This is a genomic window from Chromobacterium sp. FG89, assembly GCF_057808735.1.
Genome location: NZ_JBMDIQ010000001.1, coordinates 58,104 through 77,751 on the forward strand (window position 1 = coordinate 58,104; position 19,648 = coordinate 77,751).

A 19,648-nucleotide genomic window follows, 5' to 3' on the forward strand; every position below is an offset into this window, starting at 1 on the left:
GATTTGGCTGGCCGTGTTTATTGGCCAATGCTCAACGCGTGGAAAACTGGATGGCCGCCGGCATACTGCCATGAAAGCATTCGGAACCCTCCCTGTCGTGTTGACCATTCCACTATAGACGCTGCCGTTCCCAATGCAAGCCGGCGGGCGGTGGCCTCAACTGGCCTTAGGGTCGGCCAGCGGCGCGTCCAGCGCCAGCCGAGCGGGCCGCAGATGTTGTTCGAACTGGCGGCTGGCGGCTTGCCAGGAGTAGCGCTCGGCGACGGCGCGCACATGGCCGCGGTCCAGTTCCAGCGCCTTCAGGCAGGCGACGCGCAGGTCGGCGTCCAGCACGCCGGCGCCGCTGTCGCCCACCACGTCCAGCGGCCCGGCCACCGGGTAGGCGGCCACCGGCGTGCCGCAGGCCATCGCCTCCAGCAGCACCAGGCCGAAGGTGTCGGTCAGGCTGGGAAACACGAAGACGTCGGCGGCGCGGTAGAAGCGCGCCAGCTCGTGCTGGGGAAAGATGCCGGCGAAGTGGACGTCCTGATAGTGCTGCTTCAGCCGCGCCAGCTGCGGGCCGTCGCCCACCACCCATTTGCTGCCCGGCAGCTCCAGCTTGAGAAAGGCCTCGATGTTCTTTTCCACCGCCACCCGGCCGATGTAGACGAAGCGCGGCGGCGCGGTGCCGTCCAGCCGCTCGCGCGGGCCGGGGCTGAACAGCGCGGTGTCCACGCCGCGGCTCCACAGCTTGACGTTGTGAAAGCCGCGGGCGCTCAAATCGTCGGCGATGGACTGGGTGGGCACCATCACGCAATGGGCGGCGTTGTGGAAGCGGCGCATCCAGGCGTAGCTGAGCGCCAGCGGCAGCCGGCAGCGGGCGTGCACGTATTCCGGAAAGCGGGTGTGGTAGGCGGTGGAGAAAGCCAGGCCGTGGCGCAGGCAATAGCGGCGCGCGGCCAGGCCCAGCGGCCCTTCGGTGGCGATGTGGATGGCGTCCGGCGCGAAGGCGGCGATGCGGTCGGCCACTTTGCGGTAGGGAAACAGCGACAGGCGGATGTCGGGGTAGGTGGGGCAGGGCAGGGTGCGGAAGGCCTGCGGGGTGATCATTTCCACCTGGTGTCCGAAGCCGGCCAGTTCGCGCGCGGTTTCGGTCAGCGAACGGACCACGCCGTTGACCTGGGGCAGCCAGGCGTCGGTGACAATCAGGATGCGCATGTCGTCTCCTTGTGGTCGGCTTGCGCCGTTTGGGCTTGCAAGGCGGCGGCCGGCTGTCCCATTTGGGTCCAGTACAGCACTTCCAGCCGGCCGTCGGCGTGTTCCACCAGCGCGGACAGGCTTTCCACCCAGTCGCCGCTGTTGCCGTAGAGAATGCCGTCGATGTCGCGCACCTCGGCCTTGTGGATGTGGCCGCAGATCACGCCGTCGTAGCCGCGCCGGCGCGCTTCGCCGGCGAGAATGGTTTCGAAATTGCTGATGAAGTTGACCGCGTTTTTGACCTTGTGTTTCAGGTACTGCGACAGCGACCAGTACGGCAGGCCCAGTTTCAGCCGCGCCCAGTTGAAGCCGCGGTTCAGTTCCAGGATCAGGGTGTAGAGGGTGTCGCCGACGTAGGCCAGCCATTTGGCGTACTGGATCACGCCGTCGAACTCGTCGCCGTGCAGGATCAGCAGCCGCTTGCCGTCGGCGGTGCGGTGCTCGGCCTCCTGACGGATGGCGATGCCGCCGAAGTCCAGCCCGGCGTACTGGCGCGCCGCCTCGTCGTGGTTGCCGGGCACGTAGATCACCTTGGTGCCCTTGCGCGCCTTGCGCAGCACTTTTTGCACCACGTCGTTGTGGCTCTGCTTCCAGTACCAGGATTTTTTCAGCTGCCAGCCGTCGACGATGTCGCCGACCAGGTACAGGTATTCGGATTCGTGGCAGCGCAGGAAGTCCAACAGGTGGTCGGCGCGGCAGCCGGAGGTGCCGAGGTGGACGTCGGAAATCCAGATCGCGCGCAGTTGTCGGGCGCTGTCGGGGGCGGGGTCTGGCTGCATGGCGGCTCCGTCGGCCTGTGGACTGCTGGCGATGCTGACAGCGGCAGGTGACAGTCGCGTGAGATTTCGGTGACGACGCGATGAAATTTCTTGAGCGGGGCCTTTAAGATTGTCTTAAGCGCGCTCTGTTGCAATCGGGCTTTGCGGCGGCGCTTGTGACGGCGGCGAGAGCGCGCTAGGCTGCCGGGACCTTGAATGCCCGGCGACGGGGAGACGGATATGCGGGTTTTGGTGGTGGAGGACGACGCTCAGATCGGCGACGGGTTGAAAATCGGCCTGGAGCAGCTGGGTTTTGTCGCGGACTGGCTTCGCGACGGCAAGCAGGGGCTGGCGGCGCTGAGCGCCGCGCCCTACGACGCGGTGGTGCTGGACCTGGGGCTGCCGGGCATGGACGGCATGGACATCCTGTCCGCCTGGCGGCGCGGCGGCCAGGATGTGCCGGTGCTGGTGTTGACCGCGCGCGACGCGCTGGCGGACCGCGTCGGCGGCCTGGACGCCGGCGCCGACGATTATCTGGTCAAACCGTTCGCGCTGAGCGAGGTGGCGGCGCGGCTGCGCGCGCTGCATAGGCGCCGCCACGGCCAGAGCCACCCGGAATGGCGGCACGGCCGCCTTTGTCTGGATCCGGTGGCGCGCGCGGCCACGCTGGACGGCGCGCCGCTGGAGCTGACCGCGCGCGAACTGGCGTTGCTTGAGTTGCTGCTCAGCCACAAGGGGCGGGTGCTGCCGCGCGAGCTGATCGAGGACAAGCTCTACGGCTGGGGCCAGGAGCTGGAAAGCAATGCGGTGGAGGTGCATGTGCACCATTTGCGCAAGAAGCTGGGCAGCGCCTTCATCCGCACCCTGCGCGGCGTGGGTTACACCCTGGGAGATCCGGCATGAGGGGGCCGCGCAGCCTGCAGGCGCGGCTATTGCTGCTGCTGCTGCTGATCGTGCCGGCCATCTGGCTGGTGGCTTCCGCCACCGCGGCCTGGCTGGCGCACGAGGAGGTGGACGAGCTGTTCGACACCCAGATGGGGCAGTTCGCCCGCCAGCTGTTGCTGGTGGAGGTCAGCGAGAATTCGCTGATTGAGCTGCCCAAGCTCAAGCACCTGCTCAAGCACGCCGACAAGGGGCAGCTGGAAAACGACGATTTCGGCCTGGCGGTCTGGGACCGTCGCGGCAATCTCTTGCTTAGCGACGGCCGCGGCCGTCGCTTCGACTTCGAGCCGGAGCGGCGCGGCTTCTACGATTACCGCGGCAAGGACAGCGATCACAACTGGCGGCTGATCTATCTGGCCGCGCCGGACGGTTCGCGGCTGGTGGCGGTGGGACAGAAACAGGGCTTGCGCCACGAGATGGTGTTGAAGGTGGTGTCCGCCCAGCTGCTGCCGTGGCTGGTGGGCCTGCCGGTGATGCTGCTGCTGATCCTGCTGGCGGTGCGCCGCGAGCTGGGGCCGCTCAAGCGCCTGGCCGCCGGCATCGCCCAGCGCGCGCCGGACGACAGCGAGCCGGTGTCGCTGGAGGTGCCGCGGGAGGTGCTGCCGCTGGTGGACGCGCTGAACGCCTTGTTCGCTCGCATCGCGGCCACGCTGGAACACGAGCGCCGCTTCACCGCCGACGCCGCGCACGAGCTGCGCACGCCGCTGGCGGCGCTGAAGGTGCAGGCCGAGGTGCTGGAGCTGCTGCCGGACGAGGGCCGCCGCCGGCACGCCATGCGGCAATTGATGTTGGGCATAGACCGCGCCACGCGCTTGGTGGAGCAGTTGCTGGCCCTGTCGCGCCTGGACCCCTTGAACGCGCCGCGCCAGGGCGAGCCCATCGCTTGGGCGGCCTTGACCGAGCGCGTGCTGGCGGAGATGGCGGCGGAGGCGGCGCTCAAGGGGGTGAGGCTGGAAACCGAATGGCGCTGCGTGCCGGAACGGGTCTTGCCCTTGAACGGAGACGAAACCCTGGTGGGCCTGATGCTGCGCAATCTGCTGGAAAACGCCGTCCGCTACGGCGCCGAGGGCGGCGAGGCGCGGCTGGTGCTGGCCGAGGACTCGGTCAGCGTGCTGGACCGCGGTCCGGGCGTGGCGGCGGAATGGCTGGAACGGATACGCGAGCGCTTCTTCCGGCCGCCGGGCCAGGACGTGGTCGGCAGCGGGCTGGGCTTGTCCATCGTCGAGCGGGTGGCGGAGCTGCACGGCCTGCGCCTGATTCTGGCCAAGCGAGACGGCGGCGGGCTGGAGGCCGGCTTGCGGCGGCGCTGAGAAGCGGTGCAAAGTCCGCTGCGCTTCGTGAGACGTGGCGCGGCGAGCGCAGCATTCGAAACGCTCATGCGGCATTCGTGCATTCCGCTTTCTCAGCCGTTTTCGTCTTGCAGGCGAGGCTTGGAGCAGGCTCTGGGACTGCGGCAATTCGCCGCATGGGAGCAGAGGGGGAATCCGGCTATGCTGGCGACGCTGGCCCTGACGCAGCCAGCGTTCTACATTTGGTTGCGGCCCGCCGGTTTCGGCGGGCTTTCTTTTTGTCTAGCTCGGGCGTTTAGGCGCGCCGAAGCGCATCAGCCAGAACAGCGCGTTGCAGACGCCGCCGGCCATCGCGCCCAGGTAGAGGTTCATCAGGTCGTTGTACAGCAGCGGCTCGGCCAGCCGGGCGTAGACGAAGGTGACCACGCTGCCGCTGAAGGCGCCGGGCAGGAAGGCGACCAAGGCCAGCAGCCAGCGCGGCCAGCCTTGCTGCCAGCCGGCGATGGGCCGGGCCAGCAGCATGCGCAGCAGGCAGAGCAGCAGGCCGAAGCCCAGCGCCGGAATCGCGCCCATCAAATAAGCCATCATCGGCACCACGCCGCTGGCCAGCAAGGCCACCAGCGGACCCAGCAGGATGAACAGGGTCAGGCCGCAGGCGAGTATTTTCAGATAGGGCGTTTTCATCCGGCGGTCGAGGTTTGGGCGGTGGCAAAAGGCCTCCAGCCTAGCAGACTGGAGGCATGGCGGCGAGAGGCCTCGCGCTCAGAGCCTGTTTACGATCTGCTGCGCGTCGTGAGACGCGGCGCGGCGAGCACAACTTCGAAATGCTCATATACCGTGTGTACACCCCGCTTTCTCAGCTGTTTTCGCCTTGTCCCGCCTTCGCTCGCAAGATCGTAAACACGTTCTCAGAACTGAAGTTGCACGCGGCCCCACACTGTGCGGCCCGGCTCGTTGACCTGCAGGGTGCGGTCGTAGCCGGCCACCATCGCGCCGCCTTTGCTGACGCTTTCGGCGTAGGCCTTGTTGAACAGGTTGTCGACGCCGAACAAGAGCTTGGCGTGCTTGTTCAGCTTCATGCCGCCATCCAGCGACACCACGCCGAAGCCCGGGGTCGCGCCGATGTCGGTGCCGACGATATTGCCCTGGCCGGGGGCCACGCGGTCCTGGCGCTGCACGCCGCGCACGGTCAGGCCGGCCGCGTATTTGCCGTTGTCCCATTTCAGCGCCGCCTTGGCGTCCAGCGGCGGAGTCTGGCCCAGCGGACGGTTTTCATCGAGATTGGCGGCCCAGACCCAGGCCAGGCTGCCGGACAGCGTCCATTCCGGCGCGAAACGCCAGCTGAGGTCGCCTTCGAAGCCGTAGCGGCGCGCGTCGATATTGCGGGCCTTGTTGCCGACGGCGCCGGCGCTGCCTTCCACTAGGATGAAGTTCTGCACGCGGCTGGCGTAGGCGGACAAGGAGCCTTGCAGCTTATCGCCGCGGTAGAGCAGGCCGGCGTCCAGCTGGCGGTTGGTTTCGCTGTTCAGGCTGTCGTTCTTGTTGCGCTCCCAGAAGTCAGGCGCGCGTTCGGCTTGGCCCAGGCCGACGTAGCGGGTCCAACTGCCCGCCGTGTGTTCGTAACGCAGGAAGCCGGCGTTGAGCTGGTATTGGGTTTCCCGGCGCGGCTGGGCCGGCTGGCCCATGGCCGCGGCCTTGGGTTCGAACACCGCCTGGGTCTGGTCGCGGCGCAGGCCGGCGATCAGCTTGCCGCCGTCGCCCAGCGGGCGGCTGGCTTCGGCGTAGACGCCGCGGTTGTCGAAGCTCTGATTGGGCGTGCGCGGCTGATCCACGTATTGGCCGACGTTGGGGCCTTTGCCCATGCGGCTGCGGTGGCGGTCGCGCAGCCAGTCGAAGCCGGCGCTGACTTCCCAGTCGCCGAAGGCCATGTCGGCGGCTAGGCGGCCGGTGTCGGCGCTGCGGTCGGGATTCATCGCCGCGCGGTCCGCCGGCGCGGTCTGCGGGCGCAGCGAGTAGTTGTCCATCACGTGGTCCACTTCGCTATGGCCCAGTTGCAGGCGCACGGCGTCCAGCCAGCCGCTGAGATTGCGGCGCTCGGCCTTGAAGCTCCAGGCGTCGCGGTCGAACTTGCTGCCGTCCATGCCGCGGTCGGCGTAGGCGGCCTGGCCGCGGCTGCGATCCAGCGCCAGTTCCAGCGTGGTGTCCTGGTCCGGTGTCAGGCCGGCGATCAGGGTCTGGCTGTCGCGGTCGAAGCTGGAGTGGACCTTATTGCCCTTGCCGTCCTTGTAATCGCCGCCGTGGTTGCGGCTGGCGATGGCGCGCACATAGCCCAGGCTGGAGCCGAAGGCGGCGTCGGCGTAGGCGTCGTTGCGGTCGGCGTTGCCGCCGGTCAGGCTGCCGTTGAAGCGGACGCCGGCCTCGTCGAAGCGCTTGGTCTTGCGTTCGAAGTTGACGCCGCCGCTGATCAGGCCGGGTCCGAGCTTGACGCTTTGCGGGCCCTTGACCACGTTCACCTCGTCATAGGCGTCCGGATAGAGATAGGCGGTGGGCGGGTCCATGCGGCCGCCGCAGCCGCCGAACACGAAGTTGCCGTCGGCGAGGATGGCCAGGCGGGAGCCGCCCAGGCCGCGCAGCAGCGGGTCGCCGGAGGCGCCGCCTTTGCGGATCACGTTGAAGCCGGGTAGGCCCTTGAGCAGGCCGGCGCCGTCGGCGGAGGGCAGCGGCTGGCGCGGCGCGCGCGGGTCCACCGACATTTTCAGCGGCTGCTCCGCCTTGGTGGCGGTGACCAGCACCTCCTCGCCGCGGAATTCCGGCAGTTCCTGAGCAAAGGCGTGGCCGACGGCGAGCGCCAGGGGAATCGGCAGCAAATACGGTTTTTTAGTCATTTTTTAGAAACTAACGTTAACAAATTTAGAGGTGACAATTCTAAGTTGCGAGGTGCGGTGGCCCAATGCGGCAAAGTGTCGCAGCGCCCCTGTTTGGCGCATGGTGATAAAGTGTCGGCCATGATTGCCGGATTCCCCGTTTCCTCCCCCCGCCTGGGCCTGACCGCTGACATCGCGCGCTCGGCGCGGCTGATAGGCTGGCTGCGCTGGCTGATGCTGCTGCTGGGCTCCACCGTGGCCTTGGTCTGTTGGTGGCAGCACGTCTACCTGCCCTGGCCTTTGCTGTCCCAGGCGCTGCTGACGCTGGCCGCGGTCAACGTCTGCCTGCCGTGGTGGCTGCGCCGCGGCGGCGACCCCTTGCTGGCCTTGCGTTTGGGCTTGTCCGCCGATGTGCTGGTGCTGACCGAGCTGCTGGCCTTTACCGGCGGCGCGGCCAATCCGCTGGCCTCGCTGTTCCTGCCGCCGGTGCTGTTCGCCGCGCTGTTGTCGCCGGGCCTGTTCGCCTGGGCGCTGGCGTTGGCCAGCGTCGCCGCCTACGGCCTGCTGTTCGAGTGGCATCTGAGCTGGCCGGTGGACCACGGCAACGCGTTGCACATCTTCTCCATGCATCTGACCGGGATGTGGTTGAGCTTCGCGCTGTCGGCGCTGTTGATCGCCGGCTTCGTGTCCTGGCTGGCGCGGCAGCTGGCCCTGCGCGAGGCCGCGCTGGCGACGGCGCGGGAAACCCAGCTGCGCGACGAGCAATTGCTGGCGGTAGGCATGCAGGCGGCCGGCGCCGCCCACTCGTTGTCCACGCCCTTGAACACCATGACGCTGCTGGTGGACGAGTTGCTGGCCACGCGGCGGCGGGACGCCGAGCTGATGGAAGACTTGCGGCTGATGAAGGCGCAGCTGGCCAATTGCGGCAGCGCGCTGGCGCGCTTGAAGCTGGGTTCGGAGTCCGCGCCGGGGGAGACCGCGCTGTTCGCGGCCTTGGCCGAGCGCCTGGCCGGCTGGCGCTCGCTGCGGCCGGACGTGAGGCTGGACTGGCAGACGCCGCGCGGGCCGGACCCGCTGGCGACGCTGGACCCGGCGTTCTGGCCGGCGTTTTTCAATCTGATCAACAACGCGGCCGAAGCCGGCGGCGGCGAACTGACGGTGGCGGCGCGGTTGGAGCAGGGGGCCTTGCTGCTGGACATCGTCAATCATCAGGGCTGTTTGACCGAGCAGCAGCTGGAGCGCGCCGGCCTGACCCCGCTGCCGTCCGACAAGCCGGTGGGCATGGGCCTGGGCGTGATGCTGAGCCATGCGACGCTGGCGCGGCTGGGCGGTTCGCTGCGCTTGCTGAACCGGCCGGAGGGCGGCGTGCACGCGCAGGTGCGCCTGCCCTTGCTGGCGGACGATAAGGAGGGAGCCTGATGCTGGATTTTCTCTTGGTGGACGACGACGAGGCCTTCGTCGCCATTCTGGCGCGCTCCCTGAGCCGGCGCGGTTTTGAAGTGGCGGCGGCCCAAACCGCCGCGCAGGCCTTGGAACTGGCCGGCGACGCGCCGGCGCGCATCGTGCTGGATTTGAACCTGGACGGCGACAGCGGGCTGCGCCTGCTGCCGGCCTTGCTCGCCGCCTGCCCGCGCAGCGCCATTTTGATTCTGACCGGCTACGCCAGCATCGCCACCGCGGTGGAGGCCACCAAGCTGGGCGCGGTGCAGTATCTGGCCAAGCCGGCGACGGTGGACGAAATCCTGGCCGCTTTCGAACAGCAGCAGGCCAATCCCGAGCTGCCGCTGACGCCGCAGCCGATGTCGCTGCGGCGGGTGACCTGGGAGCATCTGCAACGGGTGCTCAGCGAAAACGACGGCAACATCTCCGCCACCGCCCGCGCCTTGAACATGCACCGGCGCACTTTGCAGCGGATGCTGGCGAAGAAGCCGGTGAAGAGTTGAAGCCAGGCCTGTTGCATTGCTACAGCGCGGCGGTCCGCCGCCAATGGGCTGGATGCGGATTGTAGCGGTCTTTGTTCTTCAATTACCGTGTCATGACGGGGGTATAAATCCGGCTTGGCCGCGCCATCAGAAAAATTGATTGGAGCGTCCACTCTAGCCGCCGTATGGTGAATGTCCATAACCATGCCAATGGAGGGGACTACCATGCTTCGCGGACAGATGATGGACCGGCCTTTGCTGATTTCCGACTTGCTGCGTCACGCCGAAACCTACCATGGCGACACGCCCATCGTGTCGCGCACCGTGGAGGGGCCCATCCATCGCTACACCTACCGCGAGGCGGCGCGGCGCGCGCGCCAACTGGCCAATGCGCTGGCGGCGCTGGGCGTGCGCCAGGGCGACTGCGTCGGGACCCTGGCCTGGAACGGCTACCGCCATTACGAGACCTACTTCGCCGTGTCCGGCTACGGCGCGGTGTGCCACACGGTGAACCCGCGGCTGTTCGCCGAACAGATCGCCTGGATCGTCCAGCACGCGGAAGACCGGGTACTGATGTTCGACCTGAGCTTCCTGCCGCTGGTGGAGCAGATCGCGCCGCAACTGGACACGGTGGAAGCCTTCGTGCTGATGACGGACAAGGCGCATATGCCGGCGCAGACGCCGCTGTCCAATCTCTTGTGCTACGAAGACCTGGTCAACAGCCACAGCGACCAGTACCAGTGGCCGTTGCTGGACGAAAACGCCGCGTCCAGCCTGTGCTACACCTCCGGCACCACCGGCAACCCCAAGGGCGTGCTGTTCTCGCATCGCTCCACCGTGCTGCACGCCTACGGCAGCGCCTTGCCGGACAGTTTCGACATCTCGGCCCGCGCCTGCGTGATGCCGGTGGTGCCGATGTTCCACGTCAACGCCTGGGGTCTGCCCTACAGTTGCACCATGAACGGCAGCAAGCTGGTGCTGCCCGGACCCAAGCTGGACGGCGTCAATCTGTACGAGCTGATCGAGAGCGAGCAGGTGACCGTCACCGCCGGGGTGCCGACGGTGTGGATGATGCTGTTGCAGCATTGCCAGAAGAACCATCTGAAGCTGCATTCCCTGAAGCGGGTGATCGCCGGCGGATCGGCGGTACCGGAAAGCATGATCGAACAACTGGCCGAGCACGGCGTGGAAATGCGCCAGCTCTGGGGCATGACCGAGCTGTCGCCCTGCGGCACCACCGGCACGCCCAAGCTCAAGCACGAGGGCCTGGAGCCGTCCCGGCTGCACGCGCTGCTGTCCAAGCAGGGGCGGCCGATCTACGGCGTCGAACTCCGCATCGTGGACGACGCCGGCAAGCCGCTGCCGCACGACGGCGTGGCCTTCGGCAACTTGCAGGTGCGCGGCCTGTGGGTGTTGTCGCAATACTTCCGCCGCGAACTGGATGCCAGCCACAGCGCCGACGGCTGGTTCAACACCGGCGACGTGGTGACCATAGACGCCGACGGCTTCATGCGCATCACCGACCGCACCAAGGACGTGATCAAGTCCGGCGGCGAGTGGATCAGCTCCATCGAGCTGGAAAACATCCTGGTGGGCCACCCGGCGGTGGCGGAGGCGGCGGCCATCGGCATTCCGCATCCCAAGTGGGACGAGCGGCCGCTGATGGTGGTGGTGCTCAAGCCCGGCGCCAGCGCCACGGCGGAAGAGCTGCTGGGCTTTTACGAAGGCAAGATCGCCAAATGGTGGACGCCGGACGATGTGGCCTTCGTCGAGGAGCTGCCGCACACCGCCACCGGCAAATTGCAGAAGGTGCGGCTGCGCGAGCAGTTCCGCGATTTTCGCTGGCGTTCCTGACGTCAGTCGCGGAATGGACTGGACTGAATAGAGTAATTACGCTACAGTGGCGGCTGCACTGAAAACCGTATGGTTTTGAGGTGTTAGCCCCTCGAAATGTCGGCCGGTCCGCCGGACGACGTTTCTTCCTCGTGTTGGCCCCTGCCGTTGTCAAACCGCAGGGGGTTTTTTTTGCCCGCCGTCCGGCGCGCGTCTTCCCTTGCTCCTGTGTTTGATCAAACAAAATCATAATCTGTCACAACTGTACCCATATTTGATATTTAAAACGGGTTACATCCGTTAAACTGGCCGAAGATAAACCAACAATAACAATTGGCTGCCAACGGTAAGGGGAGTGTCGCGCGGCAAGGCGGGGCATCAAAACCATGGTTGTCAATCACGCGAGAAAAAGGACTGTTATGAAATCGCTCCGTAGCCGGCTGATCGCCCTGAACGCGCTATTGATGGCGCTGTTTGGTTTGGTGCTGGTGGTCATCGTCTTCGTGCAGATGCGCACGGAAATATTGCAGGGCCTGGACCAGGAGTTCGAGGCCAGCCTGATGGGACAAAGCGCGGTGGTGACCACCTGGCTGGGCGAGAAGAAACAGCAGATTGTCGCGCAGAGCACGATGGCGTCCGAGCCCGACGCCCTCCGCTTCCTCAAGACCGGCGCCAAGGCCGGCGGTTTCAACGTCAACTACGCCGGCTACGCCGACGGCCGCTCGCTGTTTTCCGATGATTGGACGGCGCCGGCCGACTACAAGGTGGCCGACCGCGATTGGTACAAGCGCGCCAAGGACAGCGGCCAGGCGGTGGTGACCGACCCCTATCTGGACGAAGCCACCAAGAAACTGACGGTGACCATTTCCGCGCCCTTCAACCACAACGGCGCTTTCGCCGGCGTGGTGGGCGGCGACGTGATGGTGGACACGCTGGTGAAATCGGTGCTGGGCCTGAAAGTGCGCGGCAACGGCTACGCCTTCATCATGGACAAGAAGGGCACGGTGATCGCCCATCCTCAAACCGATCTGGCGCTGAAGCCCATCACCAGCGTGGCGCCGGAACTGACGCCGGAACGGCTGGCGGACATCGTCAGCCACGACCAGGCGTCGGAAGTGCAGATCGGCGGCCAGGCCATGCTGTTGTCGGCGCAGGAAATCCCCGGCACCAACTGGGTGATGGCCTTGGCGGCGGACCGCGCCACCGTGCTGGCGCCGCTGACCACGCTGCTGTACACCATCGCCGGCCTGACCGCGCTGGTGTTCGTGCTGATGATCCCGCTGGCGAGTCTGGTGATAGGCCGCATGCTGGCCGGCCTGGTGCGGCTGAAGAATGCGATGGAGGACATTTCCCACGGCGAGGGCGATCTGACCTTGCGGCTGAAGGACGACGGCCAGGATGAAATCGCCGCCACCGCGCGCGCCTTCAACACCTTCGTCGCCCAATTGGCCCAGCTGTTCCGCGGCCTGAAGCAGGACGCCGCCGGCGTGGTCAACGGGGTGCAGGACGCCAGCCAGCTGGTGGCCGGCGTGGCGGACAGCTCGCGCCATATTTCCGACGTGTCCTCGTCCAACGCGGCCACGCTGGAGCAGATCACGGTGTCCATCTCCCACATCGCCGACAGCGCGCGCCAGGCCGACGAGCTGACCAGCCTGACCGGCGCCAGCCTGGAGGCCAGCGCCAGCAATATGCAAAGGCTGTCCAGCGGCATGGAGGGCACGGTGCAGTCGGTGCGCGGCCTGGAAACCATGTTGTCCTCGCTGGACAAGCGCTCTCAGGAAATTTCCGGCATCACCAATGTGATCCGCGACATCGCCGACCAGACCAATCTGCTGGCCTTGAACGCGGCGATCGAGGCCGCGCGCGCCGGCGAACAGGGCCGCGGTTTCGCGGTGGTGGCGGACGAGGTGCGCAAGCTGGCCGAGCGCACCGCCCAGGCCACGCTGGAAATCTCCAATATGGTCAGCGCCATCCGCGACGAAACCGGCCGCGCGGTCAACGACGTCAATCAGACCGTGGCCGCGGTGGACGAGGGCGTGGAGCTGACCCGCGAAGCGGTGGCCAAGATCGAGGAAATCCGCGCGTCCATGTTGGACGTGGTGGCCAAGATGAACGAGATTTCGGATTCCACCAGCGAGCAGCACAAGGCGACTACCTTGATCGCGCAAAGCTCGGAGGCGATCAACGGCCATGTGCTGGAAAACGACGACGCCTTGCAGAACGTCAGCAGCACGCTGACCGGCTTGTCGCTCAATGCCGGCAAGATGAACGCCGAGTTCGACAAATTCCGTTTGTAAAACGGCGAGAGCGAGAACACACGGCCGGGGAGCATGCTCCCCGGCCGTTTTCATAGGCGGCGGCTCAGCCGGCCCCAGCATCCAGCCGGCAGGCAGCGTTCTTGCCGCCCACCTTGTGAAAAGGCCGCCGCGCGTGGAAGAAATTCAGGCGGGGCACGGCAAAGGGCGTTTTCATCAAGGAGAGATGCTGGTTACTATGCGGGAGACGATATTCCGCTGATTTCAAAAAGCGCTTAATCGGAACGGAGCCGGGGCGCTTGCGTTCCGGGCGCTGAAAACTTATGACCGAACCGACTTCCCTCGCCTTGCGCGCCGGCGCCTTATTGGCCGCCGGCGATCTGAACGGCGCCTTGCTGGCCGCGCAAAGCGGCTTGCAGGCCCAGGCCGACAACGCCGAATTGTGGAACCTGCTGGGCGTATGCGCGGCGCGGCTGGAGCAACTGGCCATGGCCGAGCAGTGCTGGCGTCAGGCGCTGCAATGCGATCCGCGGACGCCGGACGCCCATTACAATCTGGGCCGCTGCCTGATGGCGCAAGGCCAGTTGGCGCAGGCGGAGGCGCATTACCGCGCGGAACTGGCGCAGCGTCCGGAGCACGCCGCCTGCCAAGGCAATCTGGGCGTCTTGCTGGAGGAGGCGGGACGGCTGGACGAAGCCGAAGCCCAGTATCGGCTGGCCCTGCGGCTGCGGCCGCAGTCCGCCGTCCATTGCTTCAATCTGGGCCGTTTATTGTATCGGCTGCGGCCGGAGGAGGCCGAGGACTGCTTGCGCCGGGCGCTGGCCTGCGCGCCGGACGACGTGGACGCGCTCAATCTGCTGGGACAAAGGCTGGCGGAGCGCGGGGAGCGGGCCGAGGCGGAAACGCTGTTGCGCCGGGCGCTGGCGCTGGAGGCGAGCCATGCCGGCGCGCTGAGCAATCTGGGCTTGTTGTTGCAGGCGCAGCGGCGTTGGGCCGAGGCCGAGGCCTGCTTGCGCGCGGCGGCGGAGCGCGCGCCGGAACAGGCGCAGGTGCTGGGCAATCTGGCCCTGTGTTTGTGGCGGCAGGGGCGCAGCGAGGAGGCGGAGCCGCTGGCGCGCCGCGCCTTGGCGCTGGAGCCGTCGGACGCGGACGCTCATCAGCAATTGGCGCTGGCTCTGGCGCAGCAAGGTGGTTGGGAAGAGGCCGAAACTACGCTGCGCGCGGGGCTGGACGCTCAGCCGCTGCACGCCGGGCTGCGTCGCAATCTGGGCTATTTGCTGCTGACCCAGGGACGCTGGGGCGAGGGCTGGCCCTTGCACGAGGCGCGGCTGGAAACCACGCCGTCGCCGGCCTTGAGCTCACCGCGCTGGCGCGGCGAGGCCTTGGCCGGCCGCCGTCTGCTGCTGTGGTTCGAGCAGGGTTACGGCGACGCCTTGCAGACGGCGCGTTACCTGCCGCTGCTGCTGGGGCGCGGGCCGGCGTGCGTGATCGTCGCCTGCCGGCCTGTCCTGCTGCCCTTGTTGCAAGCGCAGGGCTGGCCGGTGGAGTGGCTGCCGATAAGCGATCTCGCCGGTCCGTGGCCGGCACACGATTGCCATGTGTTTTCCATGAGTTTGCCCGGCCTCTTGCAGCCGGAGCCCGCGCCAGCGCCGGCCTATCTGCGCGCCGACGACGCCGGCCGCGCCGCTTGGCGCGCGCGCTTGCCGGCCGGCGGCCGCAAATTGGGCCTGGTGTGGCGCGGCCGGCCGGAGCACGAGTTCGACCATTGCCGCTCCTTGCCGGGTCCGGAGGCGTTGCTTCCCCTGCTGGCCTTGCCCGGCGTTCAGTGGCTGGCCTTGCAGCCGGAGCTGAACCAGGCCGAGCGCGATTGGCTGCGCGCGCGCGGCGTGCCGGCCCTGGGCGATGAGTTGGCGGATTTCGCCGCCAGCGCCGCCTTGCTGGCGGAGCTGGACGGACTGGTGACGGTGGACACCGCCTTCGGCCATCTGGCCGGCGCTTTGGGACTGCCTTGCGCCTTGTTGCTGTCGGCGCGGCACGCCGACTGGCGCTGGGGGCTGGAGAGCGAAACCACGCCCTGGTATCCGCGGCATCGTCTGTTCCGCCAAAGCGAGGCCGGGGACTGGACGGCGCCGCTGGCGCGCTTGGCGAGCGCCTTACCGGGCGATCCGGACCTTAAGGGTTGAGCGGGGCGGGGCAATCCATCACAGCCACTTGCCCGGATTCATCAGCCGCTCCGGGTCCAGCGCGGCCTTGAGCGCGCGCATCAGCTCCAGCGCCAGCGGGTCCTTGTAGCGTTCCAGCCACTGGGGCTTGAGCTGGCCTATGCCGTGTTCGGCCGCCAGCGTGCCGCCCAGGCGGTAGACGTGGTCGTAGACGATGGCGTTGACCGCCGCCTCGTCGTCGAACAGATCGACGTTGCCGGGCCGGGTATAGCTGATGTTGTAGTGCAGATTGCCGTCGCCGGCGTGGCCGAAGGCGACGATGCGCACGCCGGGATAAGCGCGGCGCAGCGCGGCGCCGCAGTCGCGCACCAATTGCGGCAGCGCCGAGGTGGGTACGGCGATGTCGTGCTTGATGCTGGGGCCGTCCTGTTTCTGGATTTCCGAAATCTCCTCGCGCAGCAGCCACAGCTTGCGGCGCTCGGCCTCGCTTTGCGCCACCACGCCGTCGCGCGGGGTTTGCCCGGCCAGCCAGTCCAGCAGTGCCTCGTTCAGTGCGGCGTCGTCGCCGCCGTCGGACAGCTCGATCAAGAGCAGCCACGGCGCGGTGAACGGCAATTGGCCGGGGCGGTGGCGTTCGATTGCCTGTTGGCAGTCGGCCTCGATCACCTCGAAGGCGGTGAGGCGGTCGTCGAAGCGTTGGCGCAGGCCGTTGAGCCAGACGATGGCGGTTTCGATGTCGTCCACGCCGATCAGCGCGGTGGCGCGGGCGCTGGGCAGCGGAAACAGCTTCAGCGTGGCGGCGGTGATCAGGCCCAGCTGTCCCTCGGCGCCAATGAACCATTGCTTGAGGTCCAGGCCGGTGGTGTCCTTGCGCAGGCCGGCCAGCGCGTCCAGCACCCGGCCGTCCGGCAGCACCACTTCCAGGCCCAGCGTCAGTTCGCGCATGGTGCCGTAGCGCAGCACCGCGACGCCGCCGGCGTTGGTGGACAGATTGCCGCCGATCTGACAGCTGCCTTCCGAGGCCAGCGACAGCGGAAACAGCCGTCCGGCCTGTTCCGCCGCCAGCTGCACCTCGCGCAGCGTGGCGCCTGCCTCCACGGTGACGGCGTTGTTGTCCGCGTCCAGTTTGCGCACGGCGCGCAGCCGCCGCATCGCCACCACCAGTTGGCGGCCGCTGACGTCCGGCGTGGCCGCGCCGCAGGTGGAGGTGTTGCCGCCCTGCGGCACGATGGCCACCTGATGGCGGCGGCAGAGCTTGACCAGCTCGGCCGCCTCGGCGGTGCTGCCGGGCAAGGCCACCGCCAGCGGCCGGCCCTGGTAGCGGCGGCGCCAGTCCAGCGTGTAGGGCGCGGTGTCGGCGGCTTCGGTCAGCAGATGGGCGGGGCCGATCAGGGACGCGGCGGCTTGGAGAAAATCGTGCATGTCAGAAAGGGCCTCCGGCCGCGCGCAGCAGATCGGGCAGGCCGTCGTGATCGCCCTGCGGGCGCTCGGGCGCGTCGCTCCAGTGCTGCGGGCCGATGGCGGCGTTGCGCGCCGGGTGCAGCGGGTAGTGCACCTGATTGTCGTCGCGGTTGACGTCGCCGACGCAGAGCAGGCGCACCGGCTTATCGCTATTGTTGATGAAGGTGTGGGCGAGGCCGGTGCCGGCCTTGAAGCCGACCGAGTCGCCGGGCCGCAACCGGTGCAGCGCGCCGTCCAGCCAGACGTCGGGCTCGCCCTCCAGCACGTGGACGAATTCGTCCTCGGTTTTTTCCGCGTGCGGCCAGCTGGTGCGTTGGCCCGGCTCCAGCAGTTCGTGATGGATGCCGAGGCGGGCGAAGCCGTAATGCTTGCCCAGCGCCGCGCCGCGCGCCAGCGGCTCCCGGCTGTCGGGATAGCTTTGCGAGCGGGCTTCGATCAGCTCGCTCCAGTGTCGGATGCAATCGGGACGGGACGACATGGCGGGGCTCCGTGGGGGCTTAGTCGGGAATGTCCGGCGCCATCAGCACATCGGGGTGCTGCCAGCCCGGCTGCTGAGCGATGCGTTCCAGCCAGGCCCGGACTTGAGGCCAAGCGGCGATGTCCAGGCCGGCGTCGGCCAGCCACCACAGATAGGCGCTGGCGGACAGGTCGGCGATGCTCAGCCGCTGGCCGGCCAGATAGGGCTGTTCGGCCAGGGCGGCGTCCAGGGCGTCCAGATCGGCGCGCGCGCGTTGCTCCAGCCAGGCTTCCACCTCCGGCTGAGGCAGCCGGTTCATCCGCGACCAGCGCAGATTGGGCACCGACAGGCCGACGCGGTTGGCTTCCCAACTCAGCCATTCGCGCACGGTCTCGCGGCTGCCGTGCTCGCCGCTGAGCTGGCCGAAATTATTGGCCAGCCATTGCAGGATGGCGTTGGACTGGCACAGCGCGGTGCCGTCGGCCACCAGCACCGGCACTTCGCCGAAACGGCTGGCGGCGCGGAAATCCTCCGGCCGCTGTTCGCGCGGCAGCTCCAGGTCCACATGGACGTAATCATGGGAAACATCGGCCAGCATCAGCGCCAGGCGCACCTTGTAGCTGTGGCCGGACAGTCGGTTGCCGTAAAGAGTCAGTGTGGTCATGAGTGTCAGGGTCGGTGAGAAGTATCGCTAGCCGATGATACCGCCGTTGCGCCGCGGCGCGAACCCAGCCAAGCCAGCGCAAAGGCCAGCGGCACAGAGAACAGCGCCGGGTTGGCGTAGGGAAACAGCGGCTTGGCGTGGCCCAGCGCGCCCACCCATACCGCCGGGCCGGCCACGATCAGCGCCGCCGCCGCGGCCAGCCCGCCCAGGCTGCCCCACAGCGCGCCGCGCGCGCTGAGGCCGGGCCAGTGCAGGGCCAGCAACAGCACCGGAAAATTGGCCGAGGCGGCGATGGCGAAGGCCAGGCCCATCAGGAAGGCGATGTTCTGCTGCTGGAACAGCGTGGACAACAGCAGGGCCAGCAGGCCCAGGCCGACGGTGGCCCAGCGCGACACCCGCAATTCGGCGTGGGCGTCGACGCGGCCGCGCCGCCACCAGACCGCGTAGAGATCGTGGCTGATGGCGCTGGCGCCGGCCATGGCCAGGCCGGACACCACCGCCAGGATGGTGGCGAAGGCCACCGCCGCCACCAGGCCCTGCCAGGCCGGCCCGCCCAGCAAGGTGGCCAGGTGGATGGCGGCCATATTGCCGCCGCCCAGCAGTTTGCCGGCGGCGTCGTGGAAGCCGGGTTCCGGCCCCACCAAGGCCAGCGCGCCGTAGCCGATGACGATGTTGACGGCGAAGAACAGCGCGATCAGGCCGGTGGCGAAGCAGGCGGACTGGCGCGCGGCGCGGCGGTCAGGCACGGTGAAGAAGCGCATCAGCACATGGGGCAGGCCCAGCAGGCCCAGGCAAAGGCCCAGGCCCAGCGACAGCACTTCCAGCGGATTGCTCAGCGCCGGGCTGGGCAGGAAGGCCTGCGGCCCGCGCAAGGCCTCCACGGCGGCGAACAGCCGCGCAGGATCGCCGCCGAAGCGCGCCAGCACGCCGCCGGCCAGCAACAGCGCGCAGCCGAACATCAGCACCGCCTTGACCATCTGCACCCAAGTGGTGGCCAACATCCCGCCCAGCGCCACGTAGAGCACCATCAGCGCGCCCACCAGGCTCACCGCGGCCAGATAGGGCAGGCCGAACAGCAGCTCGATCAGCTTGCCGGCGCCCACCATCTGCACGATCAGGTAGAACAGCGTCACCGTCAGCGAGTTGACGCTGGCGGCCAGCCGCACCCCGTCGTGGTCGAAGCGCCGGCCCAGCACCGCGGCGGCGGTGTAGCAGCCGCTGCCGCGCAGCTTTTCCGCCAACAGCAGCAGCAAGAGCGGCCAGCCGGCCAGGGTGCCGACGGCGTAGGCCAGAGAGTCGTAGCCCTGGGACAGATACAGGCCGGCGGCGCCGAGGAAGGCCGCCGCGGACAGGTAGTCGCCGGCCAGCGCCAGCCCGTTCTGCCAGCCGCGGATGCGGCCGCCGGCGGTGTAGAAATCGCCGGCCGAGGCGGTGCGCCGCGCGGCGGCGGCGGTGATGGCCAGGGTCAGCAGCACGAACAATAGGAAAAAGGCGGACGCGTGGTTCATGCGCGCTCCGAGTCGTCGGCGCGGCCGGCGGCCAGCGCGTAGCCGGCGGCCAGCAGGAAGAACAGCAGGAACATGGCCAGCGCCAGCAGGACGGACGCCGGCCAGCCGGCGAGTTTGGCTTCCAGCCAGGCCGGACGCAGCGCCAGCAGCAGATAGTAGCCAAGGCAGCCGGCGGCGGCGATCCAGGCCAGCCGGCGGGAGAGGGGGGGAGTGGCAGAGGGCTGGCCCATGAGGGATTACGCAAGAAGTCTAAACCGAACAGTTTAGCGCATCGGCGGGCCGGGCAGGGAGATCGGA

At 67.8% G+C, this 19,648-nt stretch carries 16 protein-coding genes; 7 read left to right on the forward strand and 9 right to left on the reverse strand.

Annotated features, from left to right (window positions below; translation table 11 throughout):
* Positions 1 to 156: 156 nt before the first annotated feature.
* On the reverse strand, positions 157 to 1,197 hold the full coding sequence (locus tag ACODRW_RS00285; protein ID WP_488904917.1) for a glycosyltransferase family 4 protein: 1,041 nt from the start codon (positions 1,195 to 1,197) through the stop codon (positions 157 to 159).
* A complete protein-coding gene (locus ACODRW_RS00290) occupies positions 1,185 to 2,015 on the reverse strand; it encodes a UDP-2,3-diacylglucosamine diphosphatase (protein WP_107800669.1) in 831 nt (276 codons plus the stop codon). The genes ACODRW_RS00285 and ACODRW_RS00290 overlap by 13 nt, the downstream gene beginning before the upstream one ends.
* Positions 2,016 to 2,234: 219 nt before the next feature.
* Between ACODRW_RS00290 and ACODRW_RS00295 the strand changes: the two genes are divergently transcribed.
* Together ACODRW_RS00295 and ACODRW_RS00300 are read left to right on the forward strand one after the other, a co-directional pair.
* Positions 2,235 to 2,897, forward strand: coding sequence for a response regulator (locus tag ACODRW_RS00295; RefSeq protein WP_488904918.1), 663 nt, complete (start codon positions 2,235 to 2,237; stop codon positions 2,895 to 2,897).
* Complete coding sequence (locus ACODRW_RS00300; RefSeq protein WP_488904919.1) at positions 2,894 to 4,246, forward strand: ATP-binding protein; 1,353 nt, start codon at positions 2,894 to 2,896, stop codon at positions 4,244 to 4,246. The genes ACODRW_RS00295 and ACODRW_RS00300 overlap by 4 nt, the downstream gene beginning before the upstream one ends.
* 261 nt (positions 4,247 to 4,507) lie before the next feature.
* On the opposite strand, the gene ACODRW_RS00305 is transcribed toward ACODRW_RS00300, so the two are convergent.
* Both ACODRW_RS00305 and ACODRW_RS00310 read right to left on the reverse strand, forming a co-directional pair.
* Complete coding sequence (locus ACODRW_RS00305) at positions 4,508 to 4,909, reverse strand: hypothetical protein (protein WP_107800666.1); 402 nt, start codon at positions 4,907 to 4,909, stop codon at positions 4,508 to 4,510.
* 224 nt (positions 4,910 to 5,133) lie between these two features.
* Positions 5,134 to 7,110, reverse strand: coding sequence for a TonB-dependent copper receptor (locus ACODRW_RS00310; protein ID WP_488904920.1), 1,977 nt, complete (start codon positions 7,108 to 7,110; stop codon positions 5,134 to 5,136).
* Positions 7,111 to 7,230: 120 nt separating this feature from the next.
* On the opposite strand from ACODRW_RS00310, the gene ACODRW_RS00315 reads away from it, so the two are divergent.
* From ACODRW_RS00315 to ACODRW_RS00335, 5 genes are all read left to right on the forward strand, one after another.
* Positions 7,231 to 8,508 (forward strand): ATP-binding protein, encoded by a 1,278-nt coding sequence (locus ACODRW_RS00315; protein ID WP_488904921.1) that lies wholly within the window; start codon positions 7,231 to 7,233, stop codon positions 8,506 to 8,508.
* Positions 8,508 to 9,032 (forward strand): response regulator transcription factor, encoded by a 525-nt coding sequence (locus tag ACODRW_RS00320; protein WP_107800663.1) that lies wholly within the window; start codon positions 8,508 to 8,510, stop codon positions 9,030 to 9,032. Before ACODRW_RS00315 ends, ACODRW_RS00320 begins: the two co-directional genes overlap by 1 nt.
* A 204-nt stretch (positions 9,033 to 9,236) precedes the next feature.
* A complete protein-coding gene (locus ACODRW_RS00325) occupies positions 9,237 to 10,865 on the forward strand; it encodes a 3-(methylthio)propionyl-CoA ligase (protein WP_107800662.1) in 1,629 nt (542 codons plus the stop codon).
* A 398-nt stretch (positions 10,866 to 11,263) separates the two neighbouring features.
* The gene (locus ACODRW_RS00330) at positions 11,264 to 13,141 is read left to right on the forward strand and encodes a methyl-accepting chemotaxis protein (RefSeq protein ID WP_107800661.1); all 1,878 of its coding nucleotides are present in this window, start codon (positions 11,264 to 11,266) and stop codon (positions 13,139 to 13,141) included.
* A 281-nt stretch (positions 13,142 to 13,422) separates the two neighbouring features.
* Complete coding sequence (locus tag ACODRW_RS00335) at positions 13,423 to 15,282, forward strand: tetratricopeptide repeat protein (RefSeq protein WP_488904922.1); 1,860 nt, start codon at positions 13,423 to 13,425, stop codon at positions 15,280 to 15,282.
* Positions 15,283 to 15,300: 18 nt separating this feature from the next.
* On the opposite strand, the gene ACODRW_RS00340 is transcribed toward ACODRW_RS00335, so the two are convergent.
* Genes ACODRW_RS00340 through ACODRW_RS00360 form a run of 5 tightly spaced genes read right to left on the reverse strand, consistent with a single transcriptional unit; the run spans position 15,301 to position 19,581 of the window.
* The gene (locus ACODRW_RS00340) at positions 15,301 to 16,683 is read right to left on the reverse strand and encodes an FAD-binding oxidoreductase (RefSeq protein WP_488904923.1); all 1,383 of its coding nucleotides are present in this window, start codon (positions 16,681 to 16,683) and stop codon (positions 15,301 to 15,303) included.
* Position 16,684: 1 nt separating this feature from the next.
* Positions 16,685 to 17,200 carry a cupin domain-containing protein gene (locus ACODRW_RS00345; protein ID WP_107800656.1) on the reverse strand — a complete coding sequence of 172 codons (516 nt, stop codon included), beginning with the start codon at positions 17,198 to 17,200 and terminating at the stop codon, positions 16,685 to 16,687.
* A gap of 19 nt (positions 17,201 to 17,219) precedes the next feature.
* A complete protein-coding gene (locus ACODRW_RS00350; protein WP_227105058.1) occupies positions 17,220 to 17,843 on the reverse strand; it encodes a glutathione S-transferase family protein in 624 nt (207 codons plus the stop codon).
* Positions 17,844 to 17,848: 5 nt separating this feature from the next.
* Positions 17,849 to 19,351, reverse strand: a complete 1,503-nt coding sequence (locus ACODRW_RS00355; RefSeq protein ID WP_488904924.1) for a sodium:solute symporter family transporter — start codon at positions 19,349 to 19,351, stop codon at positions 17,849 to 17,851.
* The gene (locus tag ACODRW_RS00360; protein ID WP_253313682.1) at positions 19,348 to 19,581 is read right to left on the reverse strand and encodes a DUF485 domain-containing protein; all 234 of its coding nucleotides are present in this window, start codon (positions 19,579 to 19,581) and stop codon (positions 19,348 to 19,350) included. The genes ACODRW_RS00355 and ACODRW_RS00360 overlap by 4 nt, the downstream gene beginning before the upstream one ends.
* Between the last annotated feature and the right edge of the window lie 67 nt (positions 19,582 to 19,648).

Excerpts from the sequence above, each read along its gene's own strand:
- ACODRW_RS00285 (WP_488904917.1), bottom strand. The coding sequence starts at position 1,197 with ATGCGCATCCTGATTGTCACCGACGCCTGGCTGCCCCAGGTCAACGGC.
- ACODRW_RS00290 (WP_107800669.1), bottom strand. The coding sequence starts at position 2,015 with ATGCAGCCAGACCCCGCCCCCGACAGCGCCCGACAACTGCGCGCGATC.
- ACODRW_RS00295 (WP_488904918.1), top strand. The coding sequence starts at position 2,235 with ATGCGGGTTTTGGTGGTGGAGGACGACGCTCAGATCGGCGACGGGTTG.
- ACODRW_RS00300 (WP_488904919.1), top strand. The coding sequence starts at position 2,894 with ATGAGGGGGCCGCGCAGCCTGCAGGCGCGGCTATTGCTGCTGCTGCTG.
- ACODRW_RS00305 (WP_107800666.1), bottom strand. The coding sequence starts at position 4,909 with ATGAAAACGCCCTATCTGAAAATACTCGCCTGCGGCCTGACCCTGTTC.
- ACODRW_RS00310 (WP_488904920.1), bottom strand. The coding sequence starts at position 7,110 with ATGACTAAAAAACCGTATTTGCTGCCGATTCCCCTGGCGCTCGCCGTC.
- ACODRW_RS00315 (WP_488904921.1), top strand. The coding sequence starts at position 7,231 with ATGATTGCCGGATTCCCCGTTTCCTCCCCCCGCCTGGGCCTGACCGCT.
- ACODRW_RS00320 (WP_107800663.1), top strand. The coding sequence starts at position 8,508 with ATGCTGGATTTTCTCTTGGTGGACGACGACGAGGCCTTCGTCGCCATT.
- ACODRW_RS00325 (WP_107800662.1), top strand. The coding sequence starts at position 9,237 with ATGCTTCGCGGACAGATGATGGACCGGCCTTTGCTGATTTCCGACTTG.
- ACODRW_RS00330 (WP_107800661.1), top strand. The coding sequence starts at position 11,264 with ATGAAATCGCTCCGTAGCCGGCTGATCGCCCTGAACGCGCTATTGATG.
- ACODRW_RS00335 (WP_488904922.1), top strand. The coding sequence starts at position 13,423 with ATGACCGAACCGACTTCCCTCGCCTTGCGCGCCGGCGCCTTATTGGCC.
- ACODRW_RS00340 (WP_488904923.1), bottom strand. The coding sequence starts at position 16,683 with ATGCACGATTTTCTCCAAGCCGCCGCGTCCCTGATCGGCCCCGCCCAT.
- ACODRW_RS00345 (WP_107800656.1), bottom strand. The coding sequence starts at position 17,200 with ATGTCGTCCCGTCCCGATTGCATCCGACACTGGAGCGAGCTGATCGAA.
- ACODRW_RS00350 (WP_227105058.1), bottom strand. The coding sequence starts at position 17,843 with ATGACCACACTGACTCTTTACGGCAACCGACTGTCCGGCCACAGCTAC.
- ACODRW_RS00355 (WP_488904924.1), bottom strand. The coding sequence starts at position 19,351 with ATGAACCACGCGTCCGCCTTTTTCCTATTGTTCGTGCTGCTGACCCTG.
- ACODRW_RS00360 (WP_253313682.1), bottom strand. The coding sequence starts at position 19,581 with ATGGGCCAGCCCTCTGCCACTCCCCCCCTCTCCCGCCGGCTGGCCTGG.